29 protein-coding genes are annotated in these 25,600 nt (G+C 64.3%); 23 read left to right on the forward strand and 6 right to left on the reverse strand.

The window, feature by feature from the left end:
• Positions 1 to 40: 40 nt before the first annotated feature.
• From K3557_RS07790 to cysK, 20 genes are all read left to right on the forward strand, one after another.
• The gene (locus K3557_RS07790; protein ID WP_259998935.1) at positions 41 to 490 is read left to right on the forward strand and encodes a hypothetical protein; all 450 of its coding nucleotides are present in this window, start codon (positions 41 to 43) and stop codon (positions 488 to 490) included.
• Positions 483 to 1,769, forward strand: a complete 1,287-nt coding sequence (locus K3557_RS07795) for a DNA-packaging protein (protein WP_259999575.1) — start codon at positions 483 to 485, stop codon at positions 1,767 to 1,769. Before K3557_RS07790 ends, K3557_RS07795 begins: the two co-directional genes overlap by 8 nt.
• Positions 1,770 to 2,000: 231 nt before the next feature.
• Positions 2,001 to 3,215 carry a phage portal protein gene (locus K3557_RS07800; protein ID WP_259998936.1) on the forward strand — a complete coding sequence of 405 codons (1,215 nt, stop codon included), beginning with the start codon at positions 2,001 to 2,003 and terminating at the stop codon, positions 3,213 to 3,215.
• A complete protein-coding gene (locus K3557_RS07805; RefSeq protein WP_027259106.1) occupies positions 3,208 to 3,432 on the forward strand; it encodes a hypothetical protein in 225 nt (74 codons plus the stop codon). Before K3557_RS07800 ends, K3557_RS07805 begins: the two co-directional genes overlap by 8 nt.
• A gap of 26 nt (positions 3,433 to 3,458) precedes the next feature.
• A complete protein-coding gene (locus K3557_RS07810) occupies positions 3,459 to 4,028 on the forward strand; it encodes an HK97 family phage prohead protease (RefSeq protein WP_259998937.1) in 570 nt (189 codons plus the stop codon).
• Entirely contained in the window at positions 4,025 to 5,206 is a 1,182-nt protein-coding gene (locus K3557_RS07815; protein WP_259991937.1) for a phage major capsid protein, read from the forward strand. The genes K3557_RS07810 and K3557_RS07815 overlap by 4 nt, the downstream gene beginning before the upstream one ends.
• Before the next feature lie 177 nt (positions 5,207 to 5,383).
• Positions 5,384 to 5,983: a head-tail connector protein gene (locus K3557_RS07820; protein WP_259998938.1), complete on the forward strand. Its 600-nt coding sequence runs from the start codon at positions 5,384 to 5,386 to the stop codon at positions 5,981 to 5,983.
• A complete protein-coding gene (locus K3557_RS07825) occupies positions 5,980 to 6,312 on the forward strand; it encodes a head-tail adaptor protein (protein ID WP_259998939.1) in 333 nt (110 codons plus the stop codon). The genes K3557_RS07820 and K3557_RS07825 overlap by 4 nt, the downstream gene beginning before the upstream one ends.
• On the forward strand, positions 6,309 to 6,716 hold the full coding sequence (locus K3557_RS07830; protein ID WP_259998940.1) for a DUF3168 domain-containing protein: 408 nt from the start codon (positions 6,309 to 6,311) through the stop codon (positions 6,714 to 6,716). The genes K3557_RS07825 and K3557_RS07830 overlap by 4 nt, the downstream gene beginning before the upstream one ends.
• A gap of 46 nt (positions 6,717 to 6,762) precedes the next feature.
• Positions 6,763 to 7,176 (forward strand): phage major tail protein, TP901-1 family, encoded by a 414-nt coding sequence (locus K3557_RS07835; protein ID WP_259991941.1) that lies wholly within the window; start codon positions 6,763 to 6,765, stop codon positions 7,174 to 7,176.
• 3 nt (positions 7,177 to 7,179) lie between these two features.
• Complete coding sequence (locus K3557_RS07840) at positions 7,180 to 7,500, forward strand: gene transfer agent family protein (RefSeq protein WP_259998941.1); 321 nt, start codon at positions 7,180 to 7,182, stop codon at positions 7,498 to 7,500.
• Complete coding sequence (locus K3557_RS07845) at positions 7,497 to 7,712, forward strand: rcc01693 family protein (RefSeq protein ID WP_259998942.1); 216 nt, start codon at positions 7,497 to 7,499, stop codon at positions 7,710 to 7,712. The genes K3557_RS07840 and K3557_RS07845 overlap by 4 nt, the downstream gene beginning before the upstream one ends.
• On the forward strand, positions 7,705 to 8,364 hold the full coding sequence (locus tag K3557_RS07850; RefSeq protein ID WP_134829938.1) for a phage tail tape measure protein: 660 nt from the start codon (positions 7,705 to 7,707) through the stop codon (positions 8,362 to 8,364). Before K3557_RS07845 ends, K3557_RS07850 begins: the two co-directional genes overlap by 8 nt.
• Positions 8,365 to 8,381: 17 nt before the next feature.
• Complete coding sequence (locus tag K3557_RS07855; protein WP_259998943.1) at positions 8,382 to 9,014, forward strand: DUF2460 domain-containing protein; 633 nt, start codon at positions 8,382 to 8,384, stop codon at positions 9,012 to 9,014.
• Positions 9,011 to 9,898: a DUF2163 domain-containing protein gene (locus K3557_RS07860; RefSeq protein WP_259998944.1), complete on the forward strand. Its 888-nt coding sequence runs from the start codon at positions 9,011 to 9,013 to the stop codon at positions 9,896 to 9,898. Before K3557_RS07855 ends, K3557_RS07860 begins: the two co-directional genes overlap by 4 nt.
• Positions 9,895 to 10,362, forward strand: a complete 468-nt coding sequence (locus K3557_RS07865) for an NlpC/P60 family protein (RefSeq protein WP_259998945.1) — start codon at positions 9,895 to 9,897, stop codon at positions 10,360 to 10,362. The genes K3557_RS07860 and K3557_RS07865 overlap by 4 nt, the downstream gene beginning before the upstream one ends.
• Complete coding sequence (locus K3557_RS07870) at positions 10,362 to 14,279, forward strand: glycoside hydrolase/phage tail family protein (protein ID WP_259998946.1); 3,918 nt, start codon at positions 10,362 to 10,364, stop codon at positions 14,277 to 14,279. The genes K3557_RS07865 and K3557_RS07870 overlap by 1 nt, the downstream gene beginning before the upstream one ends.
• Positions 14,276 to 14,584, forward strand: a complete 309-nt coding sequence (locus K3557_RS07875; protein WP_259998947.1) for a hypothetical protein — start codon at positions 14,276 to 14,278, stop codon at positions 14,582 to 14,584. Before K3557_RS07870 ends, K3557_RS07875 begins: the two co-directional genes overlap by 4 nt.
• A 309-nt stretch (positions 14,585 to 14,893) precedes the next feature.
• Positions 14,894 to 15,715 carry a serine O-acetyltransferase gene (cysE, locus tag K3557_RS07880; protein ID WP_259991958.1) on the forward strand — a complete coding sequence of 274 codons (822 nt, stop codon included), beginning with the start codon at positions 14,894 to 14,896 and terminating at the stop codon, positions 15,713 to 15,715.
• Between the two features lie 310 nt (positions 15,716 to 16,025).
• Positions 16,026 to 17,090, forward strand: coding sequence for a cysteine synthase A (gene cysK / locus K3557_RS07885; protein ID WP_259998948.1), 1,065 nt, complete (start codon positions 16,026 to 16,028; stop codon positions 17,088 to 17,090).
• A gap of 189 nt (positions 17,091 to 17,279) precedes the next feature.
• Here cysK and K3557_RS07890 read toward each other — a convergent pair whose 3' ends face one another.
• The 6 genes from K3557_RS07890 to K3557_RS07915 form a co-directional block, all read right to left on the reverse strand.
• Entirely contained in the window at positions 17,280 to 18,590 is a 1,311-nt protein-coding gene (locus tag K3557_RS07890; RefSeq protein WP_259998949.1) for a pyruvate dehydrogenase complex dihydrolipoamide acetyltransferase, read from the reverse strand.
• Between the two features lie 11 nt (positions 18,591 to 18,601).
• The gene (locus K3557_RS07895; protein ID WP_259991964.1) at positions 18,602 to 19,981 is read right to left on the reverse strand and encodes a pyruvate dehydrogenase complex E1 component subunit beta; all 1,380 of its coding nucleotides are present in this window, start codon (positions 19,979 to 19,981) and stop codon (positions 18,602 to 18,604) included.
• A gap of 1 nt (position 19,982) precedes the next feature.
• Positions 19,983 to 20,369 (reverse strand): VOC family protein, encoded by a 387-nt coding sequence (locus K3557_RS07900; protein WP_259998950.1) that lies wholly within the window; start codon positions 20,367 to 20,369, stop codon positions 19,983 to 19,985.
• Positions 20,369 to 21,385, reverse strand: coding sequence for a pyruvate dehydrogenase (acetyl-transferring) E1 component subunit alpha (pdhA, locus tag K3557_RS07905; RefSeq protein WP_259991967.1), 1,017 nt, complete (start codon positions 21,383 to 21,385; stop codon positions 20,369 to 20,371). Before pdhA ends, K3557_RS07900 begins: the two co-directional genes overlap by 1 nt.
• A 185-nt stretch (positions 21,386 to 21,570) precedes the next feature.
• Positions 21,571 to 21,870, reverse strand: coding sequence for a septum formation initiator family protein (locus K3557_RS07910; RefSeq protein ID WP_129371000.1), 300 nt, complete (start codon positions 21,868 to 21,870; stop codon positions 21,571 to 21,573).
• Positions 21,871 to 22,079: 209 nt separating this feature from the next.
• Positions 22,080 to 23,270: a phosphoglycerate kinase gene (locus tag K3557_RS07915; protein WP_259998951.1), complete on the reverse strand. Its 1,191-nt coding sequence runs from the start codon at positions 23,268 to 23,270 to the stop codon at positions 22,080 to 22,082.
• A gap of 139 nt (positions 23,271 to 23,409) precedes the next feature.
• Here K3557_RS07915 and K3557_RS07920 point away from each other — a divergent pair, with 139 nt between their 5' ends.
• From K3557_RS07920 to K3557_RS07930, 3 genes are all read left to right on the forward strand, one after another.
• Complete coding sequence (locus K3557_RS07920) at positions 23,410 to 23,916, forward strand: peptidylprolyl isomerase (RefSeq protein ID WP_129370998.1); 507 nt, start codon at positions 23,410 to 23,412, stop codon at positions 23,914 to 23,916.
• The gene (locus K3557_RS07925) at positions 23,909 to 24,457 is read left to right on the forward strand and encodes a peptidylprolyl isomerase (protein ID WP_259998952.1); all 549 of its coding nucleotides are present in this window, start codon (positions 23,909 to 23,911) and stop codon (positions 24,455 to 24,457) included. The genes K3557_RS07920 and K3557_RS07925 overlap by 8 nt, the downstream gene beginning before the upstream one ends.
• Positions 24,458 to 24,629: 172 nt before the next feature.
• Positions 24,630 to 25,592, forward strand: a complete 963-nt coding sequence (locus K3557_RS07930; RefSeq protein ID WP_259998953.1) for a DUF3179 domain-containing protein — start codon at positions 24,630 to 24,632, stop codon at positions 25,590 to 25,592.
• Positions 25,593 to 25,600: the final 8 nt, after the last annotated feature.

Raw genomic sequence — 25,600 nt, forward strand, 5'->3', positions numbered from 1 at the left:
GATATAATACCGTATAGGTTGCATTGCAGCTGGAAGAAACATGGACGGCCCCGGACTCCTCCGCCGGTGGCCGCCGTTCTTTCTCTTGTGCGGACAAAAAACGCATGAGGCAGACAAATTCATGACAGATCACCCAACAGACCAGGACGGCGCCGCTGTGCTGACGCGGCAGGTGCATTACACCGCCGATCTCCTGCGATCCCTGCAGGAGAGCATCCACCGCTTGCGCAACGAGGCAGAGGAGCTGCGCGCGCAGCTCGACGCGGAAGGCGCCGATGAAGTGACCGGCGCCAAAAGCCAGATCAGCAAACTGGAACAGCTGATCCGCGATTGCCAGAAAGTGGAGAGACTCCTTGCAGAACAAAGCACCGAATTCGCCCGCATGCTCAAATCCGAACATGAACTCGATCTCGTCGCAGCACGCGCTGCTGTCGAGCGCGGACTTTCTGGCCTGCGTTCCGCTCTCGCTCCAGAACTGGTTCTTGAATGAGCTGGACCGCAAGTCGCTCTGCGCGCTGCCGCATCTCTTTGACATCTGGGCGCTGGACCACCAGCGGCCGCCGCCGGGCGGCTGGCGTGCCTGGGTGATCCTGGGCGGCCGCGGGGCCGGCAAGACAAGGGCAGGGGCCGAATGGATCCGCACCCTTGCCGAAGGGCCGCGCCCGCACGATCCCGGCACCGCCCGCCGCATTGCGCTGGTGGCGGAAACCTATGACCAGGTGCGCGACGTGATGATCCATGGCGACAGCGGTATCCTGGCCTGCTCGCCGCCCGACCGGCGGCCCAAATGGAAAGCCTCCGAACGCAAGCTGATCTGGCCCAACGGCGCCGAGGCGCAGGCGTTTTCCGCACACGACCCCGAGGCCCTGCGCGGACCGCAATTCGATGCCGCCTGGGCGGATGAGCTGGCCAAGTGGAAAAAGGGGCAGGAGTGCTGGGACATGCTGCAGTTTGCCTTGCGGCTGGGCCAGGACCCGCGCGTCTGTGTCACCACCACACCGCGCAATGCGCCGGTGCTGAAACGGCTTCTGGCCGCCCCCAGCACGGTGCAGACCCACGCCGCGACCGAGGCCAACCGTGCCAACCTCGCACCGTCCTTCCTGGAGGAGGTGCGTGCGCGTTATGCCGGCACCCGTCTGGGGCGGCAGGAGCTGGACGGGGTAATGCTGACCGATGTGCAGGGGGCGCTCTGGACAAACGCCGCGCTGGTCGCTGCACAGGTGGCAGAGGCTCCGCCGCTCGACCGGGTGGTGGTGGCGGTGGATCCAGCGGTCAGTTCGGGGAAATCCTCGGACGCCTGCGGCATTGTAGTGGCCGGTGCTGTCACCCAAGGCCCGCCGCAGGACTGGCGCGCCTATGTTCTGGCGGATTGCACCGTGCAGGGCGTCGGGCCGCTGGCCTGGGCCCAGGCCGCAATTGCCGCCCGCAATATCCATGGCGCCGACCGGGTTGTGGCCGAGGTCAACCAGGGCGGTGCCTTGGTGGAGACCGTGCTGCGCCAGGCCGACCCCATGGTGCCGTTCCGCGCCTTGCACGCAAGCAAAGGCAAGTCCGCCCGCGCCGAACCGGCTGCCGCGCTGTATGAGCAAGGCCGCGTCAAACACTTGCCGGGGCTGGGAGAGCTGGAGGATCAGATGTGCCTGATGACCCCGCAAGGTTACCGCGGCAGCGGCTCGCCCGACCGGCTGGATGCGCTGGTCTGGGCCCTGCATGAGCTGATCATTCATCCAGCGGCGAAACTGCAGCTGCCGCAGGTGCGGGTCTTATAGACACAGCCCCGCCGCAGGCTGGGGGAACTGCGGAAATGAAGGGCCAGGGAATGGCAGCGTGCAACGCTGCCATTTTTATTTTTTACAATGGGTTACATCAAGGTGTTGCGCCCCCTGCGTACGCACCGCTGGCCAAATCTTCAGGCCTCTCTGTCATTAATCATCCTCAGCAAAGGCGCAACGGGCCCTCCGGCACAGAGCGCCCCAAACAGCAACCATGAGGAGCGGACAATGGTCTTTGACCTGCTGCGGCGCAACAAGCCCGAAACCCCGGAAACCGCCCTGGAACAGAAGGCCAGCCAGACCGCCCGCGTGGTCTCCTGGCAGGGCGCAGGCCGCACCGCCTGGAGTCCGCGCGACAGCGTCTCCCTGACCCGCAGCGGTTTTGCCGGCAATCCGGTCGGCCACCGGGTGATCCGTATGATCGCCGAGGCCGCCGCCGCGGTGCCGCTGGTGCTGCAGGACAGCCGCCAGCGCTATGACAGCCACCCCTGGCTGGCGCTTCTGGCCCGCCCCAACCCGGCGCAGGGCCAGGCCGAACTGCTGGAAGCGCTGTATGGCCATCTCCTGCTGTCCGGCAACGCCTATATTGAGGCGGTCACGGCAGAGGACAGCGCCCCGGCAGAGCTGCATGTGCTGCGCTCCGACCGGATGAACGTGGTGCCGGGGCCGGACGGTTGGCCCGCGGGTTTTGACTATGTTGTGGGCGGGCGCAAGCACCGCTTTGCCAACGATCCTGCCCAATCCCCGATCTGCCATATCAAAAGCTTCCACCCGCAGGACGACCACTATGGCCTGTCATCGCTGCAATCGGCGGCAATGGCGATAGATGTGCACAACGCCGCCTCCCGCTGGTCCAAGGCGCTGCTGGACAACGCAGCCCGTCCCTCCGGTGCGCTGGTCTGGAAAGGCTCGGATGGCCATGGCCGCATGTCCGAGGAACAATTCCGCATCCTAAGTGACGAGATTCAATCAAACTTTCAGGGTGCCAAAAATGCCGGCCGTCCGATGGTTCTGGAAGGCGGTCTGGACTGGAAGCCAATGGGTTTCTCACCCTCCGACATGGAATTCCAGAAAACCAAGGACACCGCCGCCCGCGAGATTGCGCTGGCCTTCGGGGTGCCGCCGATGCTGCTCGGCATTCCCGGCGATGCAACCTACGCCAACTACCAAGAGGCCCACCGCGCCTTTTACCGGCTGACCGTGCTGCCCCTGGTCTCCAAGGTCACCGCCGCGCTGGCCGATTGGCTGACCGGCTGGACCGGCGAGGTCCTGACCCTGAAACCCGACCTTGATCAATTGCCCGCCTTGGCGGCCGAGCGCGAGGCGCAGTGGCGCCGGGTGTCTGGCGCGGATTTCCTCAGCACCGCGGAAAAGCGGCAGCTGCTGGGTTTGCCCGCAGAAGCCCCCGCCGCGCCGCAAGCGGGGGGCGGACAGGATGACTGAGCACCCGATGCACGCATTTGATTGTTCACCGGGACTGCGCCTGTCCGCCCATGAGCGGGTCGCCCAGATCCAGAACGAGGCTGTGAACCGCCGTCTCGACCGGATCGAACAAATGATGGAACGGCTGGAGAAACGCCTCTGGCTCACTGTCTATGGCGTTGCCGCGGTGATCCTGGCGCAGGCCTTTCAGTCCTTCTTGACGGTTCAATTGCCGTAACAACAACAACTTGCGAGGCAAATATCATGCAGGGACCACCCCGGCTTGAACATAAATTCGCACGCTTCGGCGAGGATCTCTCGCTGAAGGACGCAACAGAAATCAGCGGCTACGCCAGCCTGTTCGGCCAGACCGATCAGGGCGGCGATGTGGTGGTGCGCGGCGCCTATACCGCGTCCCTCAAGGCGCTTCAGGATCAGGGCCGCACCGTCAAGATGCTGTGGCAGCACGACCCGGCGCAACCCATCGGCGTCTGGGACGAGGTGCGCGAGGACAAGCGCGGGCTTTACGTCAAGGGCCGCATCCTGACCGCCACTCCCAAGGGGGCCGAGGCCGCCGCACTAATCGGGGCCGGCGCCATCGACGGCCTGTCAATCGGCTATCGAACCGTGAAATCCGGCCGTGGTCAGGACGGCATCCGCCAATTGACCGAGGTGGAGCTGTGGGAGGTGTCGCTGGTCACCTTCCCGATGCTGCCCGCGGCGCGGGTGGCGGGCAAATCCTCCGCCCTGGATGCCGAGGCAGACGCATTGCGCGCACTGGCCACAGGCCTGCGCCAGATCACCAGTGACCTCAAGGCAGGACAACAATCATGAGCAACCAAGACCTCCCGGACATCTCCGGGGACACAGCGCCCCTGGCGCATGAAGTGAAACAGGCCGTCACCGGCTTTCTTCATGAATTCAAGGGCTTTCAGAACGACGTGCAATCAAGGCTGAAACAGGCAGAAGAGCGAGTGAACATGCTGGACCGAAAGACAATCTCTCAGAACCGCCCCCATCTGGCAGCCAGCCAGGACGCGGGCGCGCCGCATCAAAAGGCGTTCAACGCCTACCTGCGCAGCGGCGACGACGACAGCCTGCGCGGGCTGGAACTGGAGGGCAAGGCGATGTCCACTGCCGTGGGCGGCGACGGCGGCTATCTGGTCGATCCGCAGACCTCAGAAACCGTCAAGGCGGTGTTGAACGCCTCCGCCTCGATCCGCGCCGTGGCCTCTGTGGTGCATGTGGAGGCATCGTCATATGACGTGCTGATCGACCACAGCGAAATGGGGGCCGGCTGGGCCAATGAAACCGGCCCGGCGGCAGAGACCTCCACCGGCACTATCGACCGCATCTCGATCCCGCTGCACGAACTCAGCGCGCTGCCCAAGGCGTCGCAGCGGCTGTTGGATGACAGCGCTTTTGATATCGAGGGCTGGCTGGCCGGCCGCATCGCCGACAAGTTCTCCCGGTCCGAGGCCGACGCCTTTATCAACGGCGACGGCGTCGACAAGCCCCGCGGTTTCCTTGACTACACCGTGGCTGAAAACGACATCTGGAGCTGGGGCAGCATCGGCTACAAGGCGACCGGCGTGGACGGCGAAATCGGCAACGGCGACGCGATCATCGACCTGGTCTATGCGCTGGGGGCGGAATACCGCGCCAATGCCACCTTCATTCTGAATTCCAAGACTGCGGGGATGCTGCGGAAACTGAAAGACGCCGATGGCCGCTTTCTGTGGTCCGACGGCCTGGCCGCGGGTGAGCCCGCACGCCTGATGGGCTACCCGGTGCTGATCGCCGAGGACATGCCGGATCCGGCCGCCAACAGCTACCCGATTGCATTCGGCGATTTCCGCGCCGGTTACACGATTGCCGAACGCCCGGATCTGCGGGTGCTGCGCGATCCCTTCAGCGCCAAGCCGCATGTGCTGTTTTACGCGACCAAGCGGGTCGGCGGCGACGTCAGCGACTTTGCTGCGATCAAGCTGATGAAATTCGGCGCGAGCTAACGCTTTGCGCTGATGGCGGACCGGCAGACCGGTCCGCCGGCGGGCATGCACCCTACAGTCTTTTGCCGTCCAGCTGCTCCCCTCCGTCCGAGCGGCAAGGGATGGTGCATGCCCGCCGAACCCCACCCGGACAGCAGATCAGGGCCGCAGCAGGGGAAGGCCCGCAGGAGTGAGATGATGATGCTGAGCGAAGTGACACCCGTGCCCGAGGCCGCCCTGCCGCTGGCCCAGTTCAAGGCGCATTTGCGTCTGGGCACCGGCTTTGGCGAGGACAGTCTGCAGGATGAGGTGCTGTTTGGCTTTCTGCGCGCCGCCCTGGCCGCGATCGAAGCCAGGACCGGCAAGGCGCTGATAACACGTGAATTCGAGCTGGAGATCCGCCACTGGCGCGACCGCGCCCGGATGATCCTGCCCATCGCCCCGGTGCAATCGGTGACCGGCGTTGCAATACGCGACGCCGGCGGTACCGAAACGGTTCTGGATGCCTCCCTTTATCACCTGGAGCGCGACAGCCAGCGCCCGCGTTTGTGCCCGGCAGGCAGCCTGCTGCCGGCCATTCCAACCGGCGGTCTGGCGCGGATTTCCCTGCAGGCTGGCATGGCCGCGGACTGGGGCGGCTTACCCGCCGATCTGGGTCAGGCGGTGATGCTGCTGGCCGCGCATTACTACGAATACCGGGCCGACACCGGCCTGCACGGCGGCTGCATGCCCTTTGGCGTGACCAGTCTGATCGAACGCTACCGCAGCCTGCGGCTGACATTGGGAGGCCTGGTATGAAAATCCCTCCGAAACTCACCCGCAAGCTGGTGCTGGAAGACCCCCAGCGTGAGGCCGACAGCGCCGGCGGCTTTACCGAGACCTGGGTGGCGCTTGGCACCCTTTGGGCTGAGGTGAAGTCGCTCACCGGGCGTCTGAGCGGGGACAGCCTGTCATTGCAGAAATACCGGATCACCCTGCGTGCAACACCCGAAGGCTTTGCATCCCGGCCCCGCCCGGATCAACGATTCCGCGACAGCAACAGGATCTACCGTATTGATGCAATTGCAGAATCTGATCCAGATGCCCGCTACCTGACGTGTTTCGCGGTTGAGGAGGTGAGCGGATGACCTATGCCATCGCAGGCGGGCTGCAATCCGCCGTCTACACCCATCTGACCGGCGACGCGGGCCTCACCGCTCTGGTCGGCGGCGCGATCTATGACGCGATCCCTGCAGGCCCCTTGCCGCAGACCTATGTGGCATTGGGATCAGAGGAGGTGCTGGACCGTTCCGACAAATCCGCGGGCGGCGCCGAGCACCGGTTCTTCATCACCGTCACCACCGACACCGCCGGTTTTGCGGGCGCCAAGGCCACCGCCGCGGCGGTCTGCGACGCACTGGTTGGCGCCTCGGTACCACTGACCCGCGGCCAGTTGACCGGCCTCTGGTTCGACCGGGCCAAGGCGGAACGGCTGAACACCGGCGGCCGCCAGATCACCCTGCGGTTCCGGGCGCGGGTGGATGACGTCTGAATATCAGGACACCCTTAAAATCAATTGAAATACCGGGAGAAAACCCATGACAGTTCAAAACGGCAAGGACCTTTTGGTCAAAGTGGACATGAACGGCGCAGGCCTGTTTGAGACCATCGCTGGCCTTCGCGCCACGCGGATCAGTTTCAACGCCGAAAGCGTCGATGTGACCAGCCTTGAAAGCCAGGGCGGCTGGCGAGAGTTGCTGGCTGGTGCTGGCGTGCGCTCGGCGAGTATCTCCGGTTCCGGCATCTTCCGGGACGAGGCAACGGATGAACGCGCCCGGCAGTTGTTTTTCGAAGGGCTGACGCCGGAATTCCAGGTGATCATCCCGGATTTCGGCATCGTGCAGGGCAGTTTTCAGGTGACTGCGCTTGAATATGCCGGCAGCCACAACGGCGAAGCGACCTATGAGCTGTCGCTGGCCAGTGCCGGTCAGCTCAGCTTTGCAGCGGTTTGATCAATGGTGAACCCGCACGCAGGTGAAGCGGAATTGCTCGTAAATGGAACACCTTACGCGCTGAAGCTGACTCTTGGCGCGCTGGCAGGGCTGGAGGCCGCGCTGGAGGAAGGCGCGCTGGTGGATCTGGTGCAGCGGTTTGAGCAGGGCCGGTTTTCCGCCCGCGACGTGCTGGCGCTGCTGGCGGCCGGCCTTGAGGGCGGCGGGCATGACCTTAGCCGTGATGACCTGGCATCGGCCGCCATTACCGGCGGTCCCATGCAGGCGGCGCGGGTGGCGGCAGAGCTGCTGGTGCGCAGCTTTGCTGTGCCGGAAGGCAAATGATCGCGCTCGACTGGCCTGCCCTGATGCGCGCCGGCATGGCAGGCCTCAAGTTGCTGCCGCGCGACTTCTGGCAACTGACCCCGGCAGAGCTGCGGCTGATGCTGGGCGAGGCCGCAGCACCGCAGCCGCTTGGCCGGGACCGGCTGGCGGCGCTGATGCAGGACTTCCCCGACGTCCCGGGCCCTCAGGAAAAGGAGACAACAGATGGCTGACTCGTCATCAATGGCAGAACTGGAATTGCAAGGCGAAGCTTTGGGAGAAGCGCTGGACGGTGCCTCTGGAATGGCTGCTGCCTTTGCAGAAACGCTGGGCCGTGTGAAGGAAGGGTTTTCCGAAACCGGCCGCGACGCGCAGATATTGGACCGCAGTCTTTCCAAGGGCTTGCGGCGTGCTTTTGACGGGCTGGTTTTTGACGGCGACAGCCTGTCGGAGTCGATGGACACGCTGGCACGCTCGATGATCCGCACCACCTACAACGCGGCCATGAAACCGGTGATGAACCATGCCGGCGGGTTGCTGACTGACGGCCTCACCTCGCTGATCGGAAACATCCTGCCTTTTGCCGATGGCGCCGCCTTCAGCCAGGGCAAGGTGATGCCGTTTGCTAAGGGCGGCGTTGTCACCGGACCAACCGCATTCCCGATGCGCGGCGCGACCGGGCTGATGGGCGAAGCGGGGCCGGAGGCGATCCTGCCGCTGACCCGCGGCGCTGACGGGTCGCTTGGGGTGCGCAGCCAGGGCGGCGGCGGGGTCAATGTGGTGATGAATGTCTCCACCCCCGACGTCAAAGGCTTTGAACGCAGCCGCAGCCAGATCGCCGCACAGCTGTCCCGCGCGTTGTCACGCGGCGGGCGCAACCGTTAACTACGGAGGGTAACAAGATGAATTTCCACGAAGTCCGCTTTCCTGCTTCGCTCAGCTTCGGCTCGGTCGGCGGGCCTGAACGGCGCACCGATGTGGTGACGCTTGCTAACGGGTTTGAAGAACGCAACACCCCCTGGGCGCACTCCCGCCGCCGTTATGATGCCGGTCTGGGCCTGCGCGCGCTGGAGGATATCGAAACCCTGATCGCCTTCTTCGAAGCCCGCCAAGGGCAGCTGTACGGCTTTCGCTGGAAGGACTGGAGCGACTACAAATCAGCCCGGCCCAGCGCCGAGGCGGATTTCCGCGATCAGGTGATTGCCACCGGCGACGGCAGCACCGTAACGTTCCAGCTGGCCAAGACCTACCGGTCGGGGGAGTTCACCTATCAGCGCCCGATTGCCAAACCGGTAGCGGGTTCTGTGCGGATCGGCATCGAACAGGATGAGCTGCGTGAAAGCGTGGATTACCAGTTGGACACCGCCACCGGGTTGATCACGCTGGCGCATCCGCCCGAGGTCGGCCTTAGCATCAACGCCGGCTTTGAATTCGACGTGCCGGTGCGCTTTGATACCACTGGCATCCAGACCAGCGTGGCGTCGTTCCAAGCGGGTGAGGCGCCGGCGGTGCCGGTGGTGGAGGTCCGGGTATGAGCTGTCTTTCCAACGCATTGCAGGCCCATCTTCAGACCGGCGTCACCACGCTCTGCCGGGCCTGGGCGCTGGAACGGCGTGATGGCACGGTGCTGGGGTTCACCGATCACGACTGTGTGCTGAGCTTTGACGGGTTGCGCTTTCAGCCAGGCAGCGGGCTGACGGCACGGGCCGTGAGCCAGGCCACCGGTCTGTCTGTCGACAACACCGAAGCGCTGGGGGTTTTAAGCGACGCCGCCGTGCGCGAGGTGGACATTGAGGCAGGACGTTTTGACGGTGCTGAGGTACGCTGCTGGCTGGTGAACTGGCAGAATGTCTCAATGCGCTGGCTGCAGTTCCGCGGTTCGATCGGCGAGATCCGCCGTGCGGGCGGTGCGTTCGAGGCTGAGCTGCGCGGGCTGACGGAGCTGCTGAACCAGCCGCTGGGGCGGATCTATCAGAAACCTTGCACGGCGGTTCTGAGCGATGCGGCCTGCCGCTTTGATCTGGAGACGCCCGGCTACGCGGTTGAGCTGCAAACCGTCGCAGTTGAGCGCAACGAGGTGTTCCACTGGGACGCGCTGCCGGGGTTTGAACCGGAATGGTTCGCCGGCGGGCGGTTGACGGTGCTAAGCGGTGCGGCTGCGGGACTGTGGGGCGCCGTGAAGGCGGATCAGACCAAGGCCGGCGGGCGCCGGATCACCCTGTGGGAACCGATCCGTGCGGCAGTGGCACCGGGGGATACCGTCCGGCTGGAGGCCGGTTGCGACAAGCGCATGGAGACCTGCCGGCTGAAGTTCAACAATTTGGTGAATTTCCAGGGATTCCCGGACATCCCCGGCGAGGACTGGGTGATGGCGGTGCCGCGCCAGTCCGGCATGAACACCGGGGGCAGCAGACGATGAGCAGGGTGGTTCAGGCCGCCCGTGGCTGGATCGGCACGCCTTATGTGCATCAAGCCGCCTGCAAAGGTGCGGGCTGCGATTGTCTGGGCCTGATCCGGGGCCTGTGGCGGGAACTGTACGGGGCCGAACCCGAGGCGCCGCCCGCCTATACCATGGACTGGTCCGAACCGCAGGGGGCTGAGGCGCTATGGCGGGCCGCGGCGCGGCATTTGATGGCGAGACCTTTGTCTGAGGCCGCCGCCGGCGATGTGATCCTGTTCCGGATGCGCGATGGCTCGGTGGCCAAGCATTTGGGGGTGCAGTCGTCCGTATCAGAATTGAGGGCTGGCGTGCGGGGCGCTCTCAAACCAGGCCCCGCCTTCATCCACGCCTATGCGGGCCATGGGGTGGTCGAAAGCTCGCTGAGCCCGCCCTGGCAGCGCCGCATCGTGGCGCGGTTTCAATTCCCAAAGGAGCTGATCTGATGGCAACCATTCTTCTTTCTGCCGCCGGTGCTGCGATTGGCGGCACAATCGGCGGCACCGTGGCGGGGCTGTCCTCGGCGGTGATTGGCCGCGCGGTGGGCGCGACTTTGGGCCGGGTGATCGACGAGCGGCTGCTGGGCAGCGGCGCCGACCCGGTGGAGACGGGCAAGATCGACCGTTTCCGCCTGACCCAGGCCAGTGAAGGCACGCCAGTGACGCAGGTCTATGGCCGGATGCGGCTGGGCGGACAGGTGATCTGGACCTCACGGTTTCTGGAAACAGCCTCCACCACCAGCGGCGGCGGTGGCAAGGGACGGCCCAGCCAGCCGCAGGTGACCAGCTACAGCTATTCCGTCTCGCTGGCGATTGCGCTGTGCGAGGGCGAGGTCGCGCATGTGTCCCGCGTCTGGGCCGATGGCGAGGAAGTGGCGCCCAAGGATCTGAACATGACCGTCTACACCGGCAGCATGGACCAACTGGCCGATCCGGTGATGGAAGCGGTAGAAGGTGCGGGGCAGGTGCCCGCCTACCGCGGCACCGCTTATGTGGTGATGGAAAACCTGGACCTTGGGCGTTTTGGCAATCGGGTGCCGCAGTTTTCATTTGATGTGCTGCGCCCTGAACAGCCCGCCAGCAGCAGCCATACGCAGGATCTGGGCCGGCTGGTGCAGGGGGTAGCGCTGATGCCCGGCACCGGCGAATACGCGCTGGCATCGGATGTAGTGCAGTATTCCGGCGGGCCGGGGGATGCCAAGCCGGCCAATGAGCATACTCCCTCCGGCCTCAGTGATCTCAAGACCTCGCTGAATGCGCTGGAGGCTGAGCTGCCGGCCTGCGGTGCGGCCTCGTTGATTGTGTCGTGGTTCGGTGGGGATTTGCGTTGCGGTGAGTGTTCGCTGAAGCCCAAGGTGGAGCATAAGCACGCCGAGGGCAGCATGCCCTGGTCCGTCAGCGGCGTGACCCGCGCGGGTGCTGAGGAGGTGCTGAAACAGGACGGTGAACCGCTCTATGGCGGCACCCCGGCGGATGCCTCGGTGGTCCAGTCGATCCGGGAGATGCAGGCGCGCGGCCTGCGGGTGATGTTTTACCCTTTCATCCTGATGGATCAGGCCGAGGACAACACGTTGACCGATCCCTGGACCGGGGCGGCCAGCCAGCCGCATTTGCCCTGGCGCGGGCGGATCACACTGTCAGCGGCACCGGGGCAGCCTGGCTCTCCCGATGGTACCGCGGCAGCAGAGGCTGAGGTGGCGGCGTTTATTGGCACTGTCACGGCGGCGGATTTCACTGTGGGCGACGGTACTGTCACCTATACCGGGCCGCAGGAATGGAGCCTGTCGCGCTTCATCCTGCATAATGCAGCGCTGTGTGCGGCGGCGGGCGGAGTGGAAGCGTTTTGCATCAGCTCGGAAATGCGGGCGCTGACGCAGATCCGCGGTGCCAGCGGCTTTCCCGCAGTTGCGGCGCTGAAGGCATTGGCAGCAGAGGTGCGCGCGCTTTTGGGGGCGGAGACCAAAATCGGCTATGCCGCCGACTGGTCGGAATACTGGGGCTATCAATCGCCCGGTGGCGACCGCTATTTCCACCTCGACCCGCTGTGGGCGGATGCGAACATCGACTTCATCGGCATCGACAATTACATGCCGCTCAGCGACTGGCGCGAGGGCGAGGACCATCTGGACGCACAATCCGGCGTGCCGGCGATCTATGACCCGGATTATCTGCGCAGCAATGTCGAGGGCGGTGAGGGGTTTGACTGGTATTACCACTCACCGGAAGCCCGCGAAGCGCAGATCCGCACCCCGATCACCGACGGCGCCCATGATGAGCCTTGGGTGTGGCGCTATAAGGATATCCGCAGCTGGTGGGCAAGCGAGCATCACGAGCGGATCGGCGGGGTGCGGCAGGCGGTGGCGACCGAATGGGTGCCGCAATCAAAACCGGTCTGGTTCACCGAACTGGGCTGTGCGGCGATCGACAAGGGCACCAATCAGCCGAATAAATTTCTGGATCCGAAAAGCTCGGAATCAAAACTGCCTCGCTATTCCAACGGCTTGCGAGACGACCTGATGCAGATCGCCTATTTGCGGGCGTTTCTGGGCTATTGGGGGGAGGCCGCCAACAACCCGGTGTCTGAGGAATATGAGGGGCGGATGCTGGACATGGCCAACGCCTATGTCTGGGCCTGGGATGCGCGGCCGTTTCCGGCCTTTCCCAGCCGCATTGAAATCTGGAACGACGGCGAAAACTACCTGCGCGGTCATTGGCTGAACGGCCGCGCCGGGCAGCGGACACTGGGATCGGTGGTGGAGGAGGTCTGCCACCGCTCCGGTCTGTATGACATTGATGTCACTGGTCTTTACGGCGTGGTGCATGGGTTTGCGAACCCGGATGTCAGCGACGCGCGCACGGTGCTGCAGCCCCTGATGCTGCGGCACGGGTTTGATGCGGTGGAGCGTGACGGGCTGCTGAAGTTCCGGATGCGCAAAGGGACAGGCGCCGAGGCGCTGGCGCTGGCGCAGTTGGCCGAGAATGACGAGATGGACGGCAGCCTGGAGCTGGCCCGCGCCAGCGAGGCGGAACTGGCGGGCCGGGTGCGGCTGCGGTTCACCGAATGGGGCGGCGACCATGCTGCCGGCTCGGTTGAGGCAGTGCTGCCGGATGAGGAAACGCATAGTGTCAGCCAGAACGAACTGCCGCTGGCGCTGACCCGTGCCGAGGCGCGCCAAGTGGTCAGCCGCTGGCTGGCCGAGGCGCGGATTTCGCGCGATGCGGCGCGGTTTTCGCTGCCGCCCTCGATGCTGCATCTGGGGGCGGGGGATGTGGTCTCCCTGCCGGTGGAAGGCGGTGACCAGCTGTACCGGATCGACCGGGTGGAGCAGGCCGAGGCGCAGATGGTGGAGGCGGTTCGGATCGAACCCGGCGTCTATGATCTGGCTGCGGTGGCCGAAGAGCTGCCGGGCGTCAATGCCTTTGCCGCCCCTGGACCGGTGCTGCCGTTGTTCATGGATCTGCCCCTGATGCGCGGGGATGAGGTGCCGCATGCGCCGCATCTGGCGCTGACCGCGCAGGCCTGGCCCGGCAGCGTTGCGGTTTATGGCTCCGGGGCGGATGAAAATTATGCGCTGGAACAGGTGGTTGCGGCGCGGCAGGTGGTCGGGGTGACACAATCGCCGCTGTTCGCCGCCGGCTCTGGGCGCTGGGATTTGGGGGCGGATCTGCAGGTCAGGCTGATCTCCGGCTCGCTGGAAAGCCGAGCGGCGGAGGCCGTGCTGAATGGGGGCAACGCGGCGGCCATCGGGGACGGCACATCCGGAAACTGGGAGCTGTTCCAGTTCCGCGAGGCAGAGCTGATTGCGCCGCAGACGTATCTGTTGCGCGGCCGGTTGCGCGGACAGCAGGGCACGGATGCGCTGATGCCTGAGGTCTGGCCTACGGGATCATTTGTGGTGCTGCTGGACGGAACGCCGGTGCAGATGGAACTGGCGCCGGAACAGCGGCGCCGGCTGCGGCATTACCGGATCGGCCCGGCGCGGCGGGCGCTGGAGGATCCGTCTTATCTGCATCTGCAGGAGGCGTTTGAGGGCGTTGGCCTGCGCCCCTATGCGCCGGTGCATTTGCGGCTGGCAGGCGGCTTGGGGGCGGACATTACGGCTTCTTGGGTGCGCCGGACGCGGATTGAGGGTGACAGCTGGGAGCTGGAGGAGGTGCCGCTGGGCGAAGATATCGAATCCTACCGCATCCGGGTGATGCGCGGGACCACGGTGCTGCGGGAGGAGATTTCCGGAACGCGGGGCTGGACCTATCCGGCGGCACTGCAATCGGCGGACGGGGTGCAGCCGGGTGACAGTCTGGAAATCGCGCAGCGCTCCGCTCGGTTCGGCGCCGGACCTGCGGCCAAACATGTGCTGGGATGAGGCTTCCGGTGCTGCCGGGGGATGTGTCTGCCGTTGCACGGGCGCTGCTGGCGGTGCCGGAGAACGAACGGCTGCACCTGTGCCGCCGTATCTTAGGCGGCGCGGCGGAGGCGGCGGCGCATTGCCGCCGGATGGGCCGTCTGCATCCGCGCTGGGGCGATGGGTCTCTGAGTGCGGCAGCCCGGCGGTTCGCACTGGCCGGCGAGCCGTTTCTGGATGATCCGGATTACCTCAGCTGCACCCGGCTGGTGCTGCGGGAACTGGCGGCTGCGATGGACGCGGAGCGGAGCGCTCCCGCCCGCTGATCCATGCAGGGAACCTGCCCGGCCAGCCGTTGGGCGCAGCGCCGCCTGGCGGCGGCGCGGGTGTATTGCGACTAAGGGCAGGCGCTCGTCCGGCGCTTGCGGCTTGATTCCGGGCGCAAAAGCCTGTCACCCCGAAGCGCATCTGATACAGTTGAGCGCCGCCGGCTCCAGCGCCAGCCGGGCGGTGATCTGCTGTTTCAGATGCGCCTGATCCGACTCATTCATTTCAAAAATATGCCTCATCACGGGTTTGCGTTTGCTGCATTCCCCCTTAGATGGGTAGTCTGAGCGGAGAAAGGACGTTGACCCATGGCAAAAACACAGCAAGCCGTTACTCCGGTGGATCCCGTATGGGACCGCATCACCCGCGAAGCTGAGGAGGCCGTTGCCACCCAGCCGCTGATGGGCGGCCTGGTCCATGCCTGTATCCTGCACCACAAGACGCTGGAAAAAGCGCTGTCCTACCGGATTGCCGCCAAGCTGTCCTCAAACGAGATGTCGATGACAATCCTGCGGGAAATTGTCGATGACGCCTATGCGGACTGCCCGGAACTGGTCGAGGCGGCCCGTGCCGACCTGATGGCGATCAACGAGCGTGACCCGGCCAGCCACCGGCTGCTGCAGCCGATCCTGTATTTCAAGGGGTTCCAGGCGGTACAGGCCTACCGGGTCAGCCATTATCTGATGGAGCAGGGGCAAAAGGATCTGGCCTATTTCTTTCAGATGCGCACCTCGGAGATTTTCGGCATCGACATCCACCCCGGCGCTCGCATCGGCAAGGGGATCATGATCGACCATGCCCACTCCATTGTGATCGGCGAGACCGCGGTGGTGGGCGACAATGTGTCGATGCTGCATTCGGTGACCCTGGGCGGCACCGGCAAAGAAGAGCAGGACCGCCACCCGAAAATTGGCGATGGCGTGCTGATCGGTGCCGGGGCCAAGGTGCTGGGCAACATCAAGGTCGGCCATTGCAGCCGGATTGCTGCCGGGTCGGTGGTGTTGCAGGAGGTTCCGCCCTGCACCACGGTGGCGGGTGTGCCGGCCAGGATCGTTGGCGAAGCGGGCTGTGATCAGCCTTCGGTCAATATGGATCAGGTGGTGCCGGCGGGGTCCCCTGCTGCGGAGTGAGGCACCCGGCTCTGGCCACAGAATTTGAGTATTTGTAAGAAAGATGAAGGGGCGTTTGGCGCCCCTTTTTTGATGGCCGGACTTGTGGGGTAAGGGACTGGGATCGCGCTTCTTTTCTCAGGCTTTCCAGCCTTGTTTCCGTCTGCGCTTGGGCGCTGGCTGAGCATCTGGTTCTGCTTCGGCTGCAACGCTTTGAACACCAGTCTTTCCTTGCATGGCTGCGGCGGTCTTTCCTTGATCACAGGGGCGGTGATGGGCATATGTTTTGGAAGCAATTGCAAACTGAGACGACAGGAACGGGGGAAAGACGATGATTTACACAACCGAAGGCCGCGGCCGTTTGTATGGGTCGATCCTGGAAACCGTGGGTGACACGCCGGCCATCCGGCTGAACCGGATCGCACCGGATCATGTGCAGATGTATGTGAAGTTTGAGGCGTTCAATCCGGCGGGATCGGTGAAGGACCGGCTGGCGCTGAACATCATTGAGGCTGCTGAGCGCGAGGGCCGGCTGGCACCGGGGCAGACCGTAGTCGAGGCGACCAGCGGCAATACCGGGATTGGCCTTGCGATGGTCTGCGCCGCCAAGGGCTATCCTTTGGTGATCACCATGCACGACGGGTTTTCCGTCGAGCGGCGGCGGCTGATGCGGATGCTGGGCGCCAAAGTGGTGCTGACCCGCAAGGAGGACAAGGCCGTCGGCATGGTGGTGAAGGCTAAGGAGCTGGCCGAAGCAAACGGCTGGTTCCTGGCGCATCAGTTTGAGACCAAGGACAATGCCGACATCCATGAGAGCACAACTGCGCGGGAGATCCTAGGGGATTTTGACGGGCAGCGGCTGGATCATGTGGTGCTGGGCTATGGCACCGGCGGCACGGTCACAGGCCTGGGACGGGTGCTGAAGGGCGCGCGGCCGGATCTGAAGATCACCCTCGGCGAGCCGGCCAATGCGGCATTGGTGCAGTCGGGTGAAGCGCAGGCGCGCAATGATGAGGGCGAGCCGGCGGCGACGCATCCGGCGTTTAATCCGCATCCCATTCAGGGCTGGACCCCGGATTTTATCCCGCTGGTGCTGCAGGAGGCGCTGGACAAGGGCTATTTCGATATGCTGGAGCCGGTAAGCGGCGACGAGAGCATTGCTTGGTCCAAGCGGCTGGCGGCGGAGGAAGGGATCCTGACCGGCATTTCCGGCGGTGCCAGCCTGGCGGCGGCAATCAAGGTGGCGGAAAGCGCGCCGGAAGGTTCCGTTCTGCTGGCGATGCTTCCGGATACTGGTGAGCGCTATCTGTCGACGCCGCTGTTTGACGGCATCGCGGCGGAGATGGACGCGGATGAGGCGGCGCTGTCGGCCTCGACGCCCGGCTATCAGTATTGAGAGGTTAGCGCGCCGCCGCTGATGGCGCGGGCGCGGCGGGTGTTGCGCAGGTGAGTATTTTTGAAAAGGTGAAAGGGAGCGGGGCCGCTCCTTTTTCCGTTTGTGTTCAGCTGCTTGGCCGCGTGCCTTGAGGCAAAGAAAAAGCCCCGGTTTCGACCGGGGCTTTTTACGTGTTCCTGGGATGGCGGATCAGGCCAGCATCACCATCGGGTTTTCTAGGTTGTCCTTGATCGCGTTCAGAAGTTCCGCGCCAAGGGCGCCGTCGATCACCCGGTGGTCCACGGACAGCGTGACAGACATTACGGTGGCCACCGCCAGTTCGCCGTCTTTGCCGACGATGGGCTTTTTAACGCCGGCGCCAACCGCCAGGATGCCGGCATGCGGCGGGTTCACGATGGCGTCGAAATTGTCGATGCCGAACATGCCGAGATTGGAGATCGCAAAGGAGCCGCCCTGGTATTCATGCGGCGCAAGCTTGCGGTCGCGGGCGCGTTTGGCCAGGTCCTTCATCTCGGTTGACAGCGCAGAGAGCGACTTCATGTCGCTGTCCTGCAGAACCGGGGTGAACAGGCCGCCTTCGATGGCGACGGCAACCGCCACATCCGAGGCTTTCATCTTGAGCACCCGGTCGCCGGCCCAGACAGCATTGGCATCCGGCACCGATTGCAGCGCCAGGGCGCAGGCCTTGATGATGAAGTCGTTGACCGAAAGCTTCACACCGCGGCTCTCAAGCTGTTTGTTCAGATCGCCGCGGAATTTCAGCAGCGCATCCAGCTGGATATCGCGGCGCAGGTAGAAATGCGGCACCGTCTGCTTGGCCTCGGTGAGGCGGGCGGCGATGGTTTTGCGCATGCCGTCCAGTTTGACCTCTTCGAAGTCGCGGCCCTCGTACATGCGGGCGACCATGTCTGCCGAAGCGCCGGTTGCCGGTGCTGCGGCAGCCGGGGCTGTGGCGGCGGGTGCAGCGTCTGCTTTCGGGGCAGCGGCTGCTTGCGGCTTGGCGTCCACCACGTCGGCCTTGACGATGCGGCCTTTGGGGCCGGAGCCCTTAATCTGGCTCAGGTCCAGGCCCTTGTCCGCGGCAATGCGGCGCGCCAGCGGTGACGCGAAGATCCGGCTGCCATCAGACGCAGCGGGGGCTGCCGGGGCTGGCGAGGCCGCGGCAGGAGAGGGTGCGGCAGCGGGCCCCGGCTCTGCTGCGGCAGTGGCAGGCGCCGCGGCTGCTGCCGGGACGGAACCAATATCATCAGCGCTTTCGCCGTCTTCCAGCAGCACCGCAATTGGCGTGTTGACCTTCACGCCTTCAGAGCCTTCGGGTACCAGGATCTTGCCGACCACGCCTTCGTCCACGGCTTCGAACTCCATGGTGGCCTTGTCGGTTTCGATCTCGGCCAGCAGGTCGCCGGAGGAGACAGTGTCGCCTTCCTTGACCAGCCATTTGGCAAGGGTGCCTTCCTCCATGGTGGGGGACAGCGCGGGCATCAGGATTTCAGTGGGCATCTTGAGGCTCCTTACCGGTAGGTCACTTGCTTCACGGCTGCGACCACCTCATCCGTGGTGATCAGCGCGTGGCGTTCGAGATTGGCTGCATAGGGCATGGGCACGTCCTTGCCGGTGCAGGTGATGATCGGCGCATCGAGGTAATCGAAGGCCTGTTGCATCACTTCCGAGGCGATGTAGCTGCCGACCGAACCCTGCGGCCAGCCTTCCTCAACGGTGACCAAACGGTTTGTCTTCTGCACGGATGCGATCACCGTGGGCAGGTCCATCGGGCGGATGGTGCGCAGGTCTATGACCTCGGCTGAGATGCCGTCTTCTGCAAGTTTATCAGCCGCTTCCAGCGCATAAGTCATGCCGATGCCAAAGGAAACGATGGTGGCATCGGTGCCTTCCCGCCAGATTCGGGCCTTGCCGAAGGGGACGGTGTAATCATCCAGCTTGGGCACGTCGAAGGCGCGGCCATAAAGGATCTCGTTCTCGAGGAAGATCACCGGGTTGTTGTCGCGGATCGCGGTTTTCATCAGACCCTTGGCGTCAGATGCCGAGTAGGGCATCACCACTTTCAGGCCGGGGATCTGCATGTACCAGGCGGCATAGTCCTGGGAGTGCTGGGCGCCGACGCGGGCGGCCGCACCATTGGGGCCGCGGAACACCATCGGGGCGCCCATCTGGCCGCCGGACATATAAAGCGTCTTGGCCGCCGAGTTGATGATGTGGTCAATCGCCTGCATGGCGAAGTTGAAGGTCATGAACTCGACAATCGGGCGCAACCCGCCAAAGGCGGCACCGGTGGCGATGCCGGCAAAGCCGTGTTCGGTGATCGGCGTGTCGATCACCCGCTTGGCGCCGAATTCATCCAACAGACCCTGGGAGATTTTGTAGGCGCCCTGATATTCGGCGACTTCCTCGCCCATCAGGAACACGTCTTCGTCGCGGCGCATTTCCTCGGCCATGGCGTCGCGCAGGGCTTCGCGGACCGTGGTTTGCACCATTTCGGTGCCCTCCGGATAGTCCGGTTCCAGTGTCACAGAGGCGACCGGCGCAGGCGCGGCAGCAGCGGCGGGGGCTGCGGGCGCCGCAGGTGCCTCGGCCGCCGGCGCTTCGCTGGCTGCGGCGGATGCCGGCGCGGCGGACGCGTCGTAGCTCTCGCCGTCCTCGACCAGCACCGCGATGGGCGTGTTCACCTTGACGCCCTCGGTGCCTTCACCGATCAGGATCTTGCCGACGATGCCTTCGTCAACAGCTTCGAACTCCATCGTGGCCTTGTCGGTTTCGATCTCGGCCATGATATCGCCGGAGTTCACGGTATCGCCTTCCTTGACCAGCCATTTGGCCAGCGTGCCTTCTTCCATGGTCGGCGACAGGGCGGGCATAAGAATTTCGGTTGCCATATCAGTTGCTCTCCGCAGGAGTGATCATTCCGACGATGTTGCCTTGACCGTCCTCAACATAGGCGCAGCGGCCAATGCCGGGGTAGTCCTGGGGCGGCAGCGCCTCGGCGCCGCCGTTGCCAAGCGCCCAGTTGTAGCGCTCGTCACAGTCGCCGACTTCAAAGGTCATGGTGCCGCCGCGGACCGGGCTGCCGGCGGCAGGGGCATCGCCCATACGTTTCATCAGGCCGCCGGTCACGCCATGGGCCATGCCGATATCGGCGCCTTCGATCAGGTGATACGCCATATCTTCGCCGCCCGGCATCGGCTCAAACTGCCAGCCGAACAGACCGCTGTAAAAGGCCTTTGCGGCCTCAACATCCGTTGCGTGGATTTCGAAATGCGGCATCAGGCACTGGCCTCCTGCGGGACGTCGTCCGCATAGATGTCGGTCCAAAGCTCGTCCAGCGCGGGTTCCGGGCTTTCCTTGGCGAAATCTGCGGACTTGGAGACGATCTCCTTGATCTCCTTGTCGATCGCCTTGAGGTCGTCCTCGGTTGCGTGTTTGCCGGTCAGCAGCATCTCGCGGACCTGCTCGATCGGGTCGCGCTCCTCGCGCATTTTCTGGACCTCTTCGCGGGTGCGGTATTTTGCCGGATCCGACATCGAGTGGCCGCGGTAGCGGTAGGTTTTGACTTCCAGGATATAGGGGCCGTCGCCGCTGCGGCAGTGGGAGACGGCGCGCTCGCCGGCCTCTTTGACGGACAGCACGTTCATGCCGTCCACCGCTTCACCCGGAATGCCGAACGCCTTGCCGCGTTCCCAGATTTCGGCGCTGGAGGTGGAGCGCTGCTGCGAGGTGCCCATGGCGTATTGGTTGTTCTCGATCACGAAAACCACCGGCAGTTTCCACAGGGCGGCCATGTTGAAGGTCTCGTAGACCTGGCCCTGGTTGGCAGCACCATCGCCGAAATAGGCAAATGTCACGCGGCCGTTGCCCTTGTATTTGTCGGCAAATGCGAGACCGGCGCCGAGCGGCACCTGGGCTCCGACGATGCCGTGGCCGCCATAGAAATGCTTCTCTTTCGAGAACATATGCATGGAGCCGCCCTTGCCCTTGGAATAGCCGCCTTCGCGCCCGGTCAGTTCGGCCATGACGCCGTCCGGGTCCATGCCGCAGGCCAGCATGTGGCCGTGGTCGCGGTAGGAGGTGACGCGCTTGTCGCCTTCCTCGGCTGCGGCCTCAAGCCCGACAACAACCGCTTCCTGGCCGATGTAGAGGTGGCAGAAGCCGCCGATCAGACCCATGCCGTAAAGCTGACCCGATTTTTCCTCGAATCGGCGGATCAGCAGCATTTCGCGGTAGTGTTTCGTCAGCTCTTCGGCAGAAACGTTTGGTTTCTTTGCGCTTTTCCTAGCGGCCATGGTGGTCGACTCCCCCTGCAGGCTAGATAGTTTAGTGTTAAACCAATTGATACCCGGTTTTGACCCGGCTGAATAGTGTTATTCTGCCGCGGGGTTTCCGCCGCGTAAAAATCCGCCCATGGAACGCAAAAATGCCACGCAGCAAACAGCAAGCGCGGCACAAGCGGGGGCGGACCGGAGGGCGTTTAGCGGATGACAATCTCGTCCGCGCGGACAAGGCCAAGCACCGATCGGGCCTGCTCATCCAGGAGATCAAGGTCGAGATAGTCGTCGGACAGGCGGCGGGTCAGGTTTTCCATGCCGCCGATCCGGGACTGGAGACGGTCGAGATCCAGCCGCAGTTCTTCTGCTTCGGCTTGGATCTCGACCCGTCTGAACAGACCGAAGTCGCCCTGTACCGCCGCAAAGGTGAAATACGCGCTGAGCGCGAAGGCGATGGCAAAAAAGGCGATGGCGCCCAGCGACGGGCGATTGCTTCGGGTCACTTTGGAGGTGCCTGTATGTTACTGCTCAAGTTTTTGTTTTTGCGCCGTTTCCCGGCGTCTGCCCTTGTTATGCCACAACCGAATCGGCTTGTGAATCCTAAAACTGTCCACAGGGTGATTTTTCTCGGGGCGGCCGGCAGCGCAAGAGTGTTCCTGAACCCGGAACCCGCAGAAGGCGCCCGCCCGGCTGACCGGGCGGGCGTTCCCGGTTACTGGTCCAGCGCCGCGACGCCGGGCAGCTCCTTGCCTTCCATCCATTCCAGGAAGGCGCCGCCGGCGGTGGAGATGTAGGTGAAATCACCCGCAGCGCCGGAGGCGTTCAGGGCGGCCACGGTGTCGCCGCCGCCCGCAACCGAAATCAGCTGGCCGGAGCGGGTCATGGCCGCGGCTTTCAATGCGGCTGCGTTGGTGGCGGCGTCAAACGGTTCCAGCTCAAACGCGCCAAGGGGGCCGTTCCAGATCAAGGTCTTGCTGTTTGCAAACACCTCGATAATGCGGGCGACGCTGTCGGGGCCTGCGTCCAGGATCATGCCGTCCTCAGGGCACTGGTCGGCGGGCAGGATTTCATGGGGCGCGTTGGATTCGAACTTCTTGGCGACCACGATGTCGGAGGGCAGGATGATCTCGCAGCCTGCGGCTTCGGCCTTGGCCAGGATCTCGGCTGCGGTGTCCTTCATGATGCGCTCAGCCAGCGAGATGCCAACCGGCAGGCCTTTGGCCACCAGGAAGGTGTTGGCCATGCCGCCGCCGATCACCAGGTGGTCGACCTTTTCAATGAGGTTGCCCAAGAGTTCCAGCTTGGTGGAGACCTTGGCGCCGCCGACCACGGCGGTCACCGGGCGCTGCGGCTGGCCCAGGGCGCTTTCCAGCGCTTCCAGTTCAGCTTGCATCAGGCGGCCGGCGCAGGCGGGCAACAGGCGGGCGATGGCCTCGGTGGAGGAGTGCGCGCGGTGGGCGGCTGAGAAGGCGTCGTTGCAGTAGACCTCGCCCAGGCGCGCCATGCCGGCGGCCAGGTCGGGGTCGTTCTTGGTCTCGGCGGCATGGAAGCGGGTGTTTTCCAGCAGCAGCACTTCACCCGGCTGCAGCGCATCCGCGGCGGCCTCGGCCCCGGCACCGATGCAGTCGGCGGCAAACAACACGCGGGTTTCAAAGGCGCGCTCCAGCGTCGGCACCAGCTGGTTCAGCGACAGGTTTTCGCGGCGCTCGCCGCCGGGACGGCCGAAGTGGGCCAAGAGGATCGGCTTGCCGCCCGCAGCCAGAATATCGCGCACAGAAGGGGCAATGCGGCGGATGCGGGTGGAGTCGGTGACAACCCCGTCGACGATCGGCACGTTGATATCCACGCGCACCAGCACGCGCTTGCCGTTCAGATCCATGTCGTCGAGTGTTTTCCAGCCCATCAGCGAGACCCCTTATGGTGAAAATGCAGGTAAATCCGCGGGCTGTTTCGGGGGTTTTTGCGCATCAGTCAATGCTCCCTTGGCATTTCCGGGCGCGGGCCTTAGGTATCTGTGCAAATTTCGACGACAGGAGAGCCAGATGGCCGAGATTAAAGATCCCGAAAACACCGTTATTGTTGAACTGAAAGACGGCAACGTCGTGATTGAGCTGCTGCCCGACGTGGCGCCGAAACACGCCGAGCGGATGAAGGAACTGGCCCGTGCCGGCGAATATGACAACGTCTGTTTCCACCGGGTGATCGACGGCTTCATGGCGCAGACCGGCGACGTGGCCAATGGCGACATGGAAGACGGTTTCAACATCCGCATGGCGGGCACCGGCGGTTCCGACCTGCCGAACCTGCCGGCTGAGTTTTCCAAGCTGCCGCATGACCGCGGAACCCTGGGTGCTGCGCGCTCGGCGAACCCGGATTCGGCAAACTCGCAGTTCTTCATCAACTTCAAGGACAACCACTTCCTGAACGGCCAGTACACCGTTTACGGCCGTGTCATCGAGGGCATGGAGCATGTGGACGCGATCACCAAAGGCGAGCCGCCGGCAAACCCGGACCGGATGATCTCGGTCAAGGTTGCTGCGGATGCTTAAAAGCCTGTCCCTGGTGGCCCTGCTGGCGGCAGGGCCTGCCTTTGCCACCGGCCTGGAGGTTCAGGTCGAAGGCGAAGCCAACGGCACCATCAAGATCGACCTGTTCGAGGATGTGGCCCCCGCCCATGTGGCGCAGATCACCGCACTGGCCACTGAGGGCCAGTATGACGGGGTGGTGTTCCACCGGGTGATCGAGGGCTTCATGGCGCAGACCGGCGATGTTGAGTTCGGCAAGGCCGGCGGCGACATGAGTGCTGCCGGGCGCGGCGGCTCCAGCCGTCCCGATCTGCCGGCCGAGTTCTCGGACCTGCCGTTTGACCGCGGTGTGGTTGGCATGGCCCGTTCGCAAAGCCCTAACAGCGCCAATTCGCAGTTCTTCATCATGTTTGATGCGGGCCACTTCCTGAACGGCCAGTACACGGTTGTCGGCAAGGTGACCGGCGGCATGGATGTGGTTGACGCGATCAAGCTGGGCACAGGCGGAAACGGCGCGGTGATCGGCCAGCCCGACGCCATGACCAAAGTGACCGTCACCGAGTAAGCACCTCCGGTTTTCCGGAAAATCCAAGGCCCGTTCCCGGTATCCGGGGGCGGGCCTTTGCCGTTGCAGCCCTGCGCTGTGCAAGACCTCTGACATGATGTCACAAGCCTGTGTTTCCCACTGTTCAGTCCCGGCTTGTCCCGAATACTGGGGGTTCAGCGGGGAGCGTGTGATGCTGAGACGTTTGTTAATGAGTGCGGCTGTGTTTTTGCCCTGGATGGCGCAGGCCAGTCCCGCAGAGTGGAAACGGGAATGGCCGAAAACCGATTTCAGCCGGACGAGTGTCGGGGATTGGGGTCAGATCCGCTCCGGCGGGGTGCCCAAAGACGGCATTCCGGCGCTGGATGCGCCGCAGTTCACGGCGGCGGCCAAGGACCGGCGGCTGATGCCGCGAGAGCCGGTGATCGCACTGGAGATAGAGGGCGCGCCGGCCCGTGCCTATCCGCTGCGCTATCTCACCTGGCATGAGATCGTGAATGATGTGGTGGCAGGGGTGCCGGTGGCGGTGACCTATTGCCCTTTGTGCAATTCCGCGATGACATTCGACCGGCGCACCCGGGTGGGGGTGCTGCGGTTCGGGGTCACCGGCAAGCTGCGCTATTCCGATATGGTGATGTATGACCGCGAAACCCAAAGCTGGTGGCAGCAGGCGATCGGCACCGGCATTGCCGGCGAGATGAGCGGCCAGCGGCTGGCCAGCCTGCCCAGCTGGGTCGAAAGCTGGCAAGAGTTCAAAGCGCGCAACCCTGATGGTCTGGTGATGGCGCAGCCTGGCTATAACCGGCGCTACGGGCAAAACCCTTACCGGGGGTATGACACGTCGGACTGGCCGTTTCTGTATGACGGCACCCCGCCGCCGCATGGGCTGGCGCCGCTGGACCGGGTGGTGAGGGTCGGCAGCCGGGCCTGGCCGCTGGCGCGGCTGGCAAAGACGGGCGAGATCCGTGAGGCAGGCGTGGTGCTCAGCTGGCGGGCCGGGCAGGCCTCGGCGCTGGATGCGGGCACGCTGGCCAAGGGGCGGGACATCGGATCAGTCAGGGTGCGTGACGCAAGCGGATTTGACGTGGCGCATGATGTGATGTTTGCCTTTGCCTTTCACGCCTTCTGGCCGGACGGGCGCTGGATGCTGAAATGACAAATGGC

It is taken from the genome of Leisingera sp. M523, from assembly GCF_025141335.1.
Taxonomy (GTDB): Bacteria; Pseudomonadota; Alphaproteobacteria; order Rhodobacterales; family Rhodobacteraceae; genus Leisingera.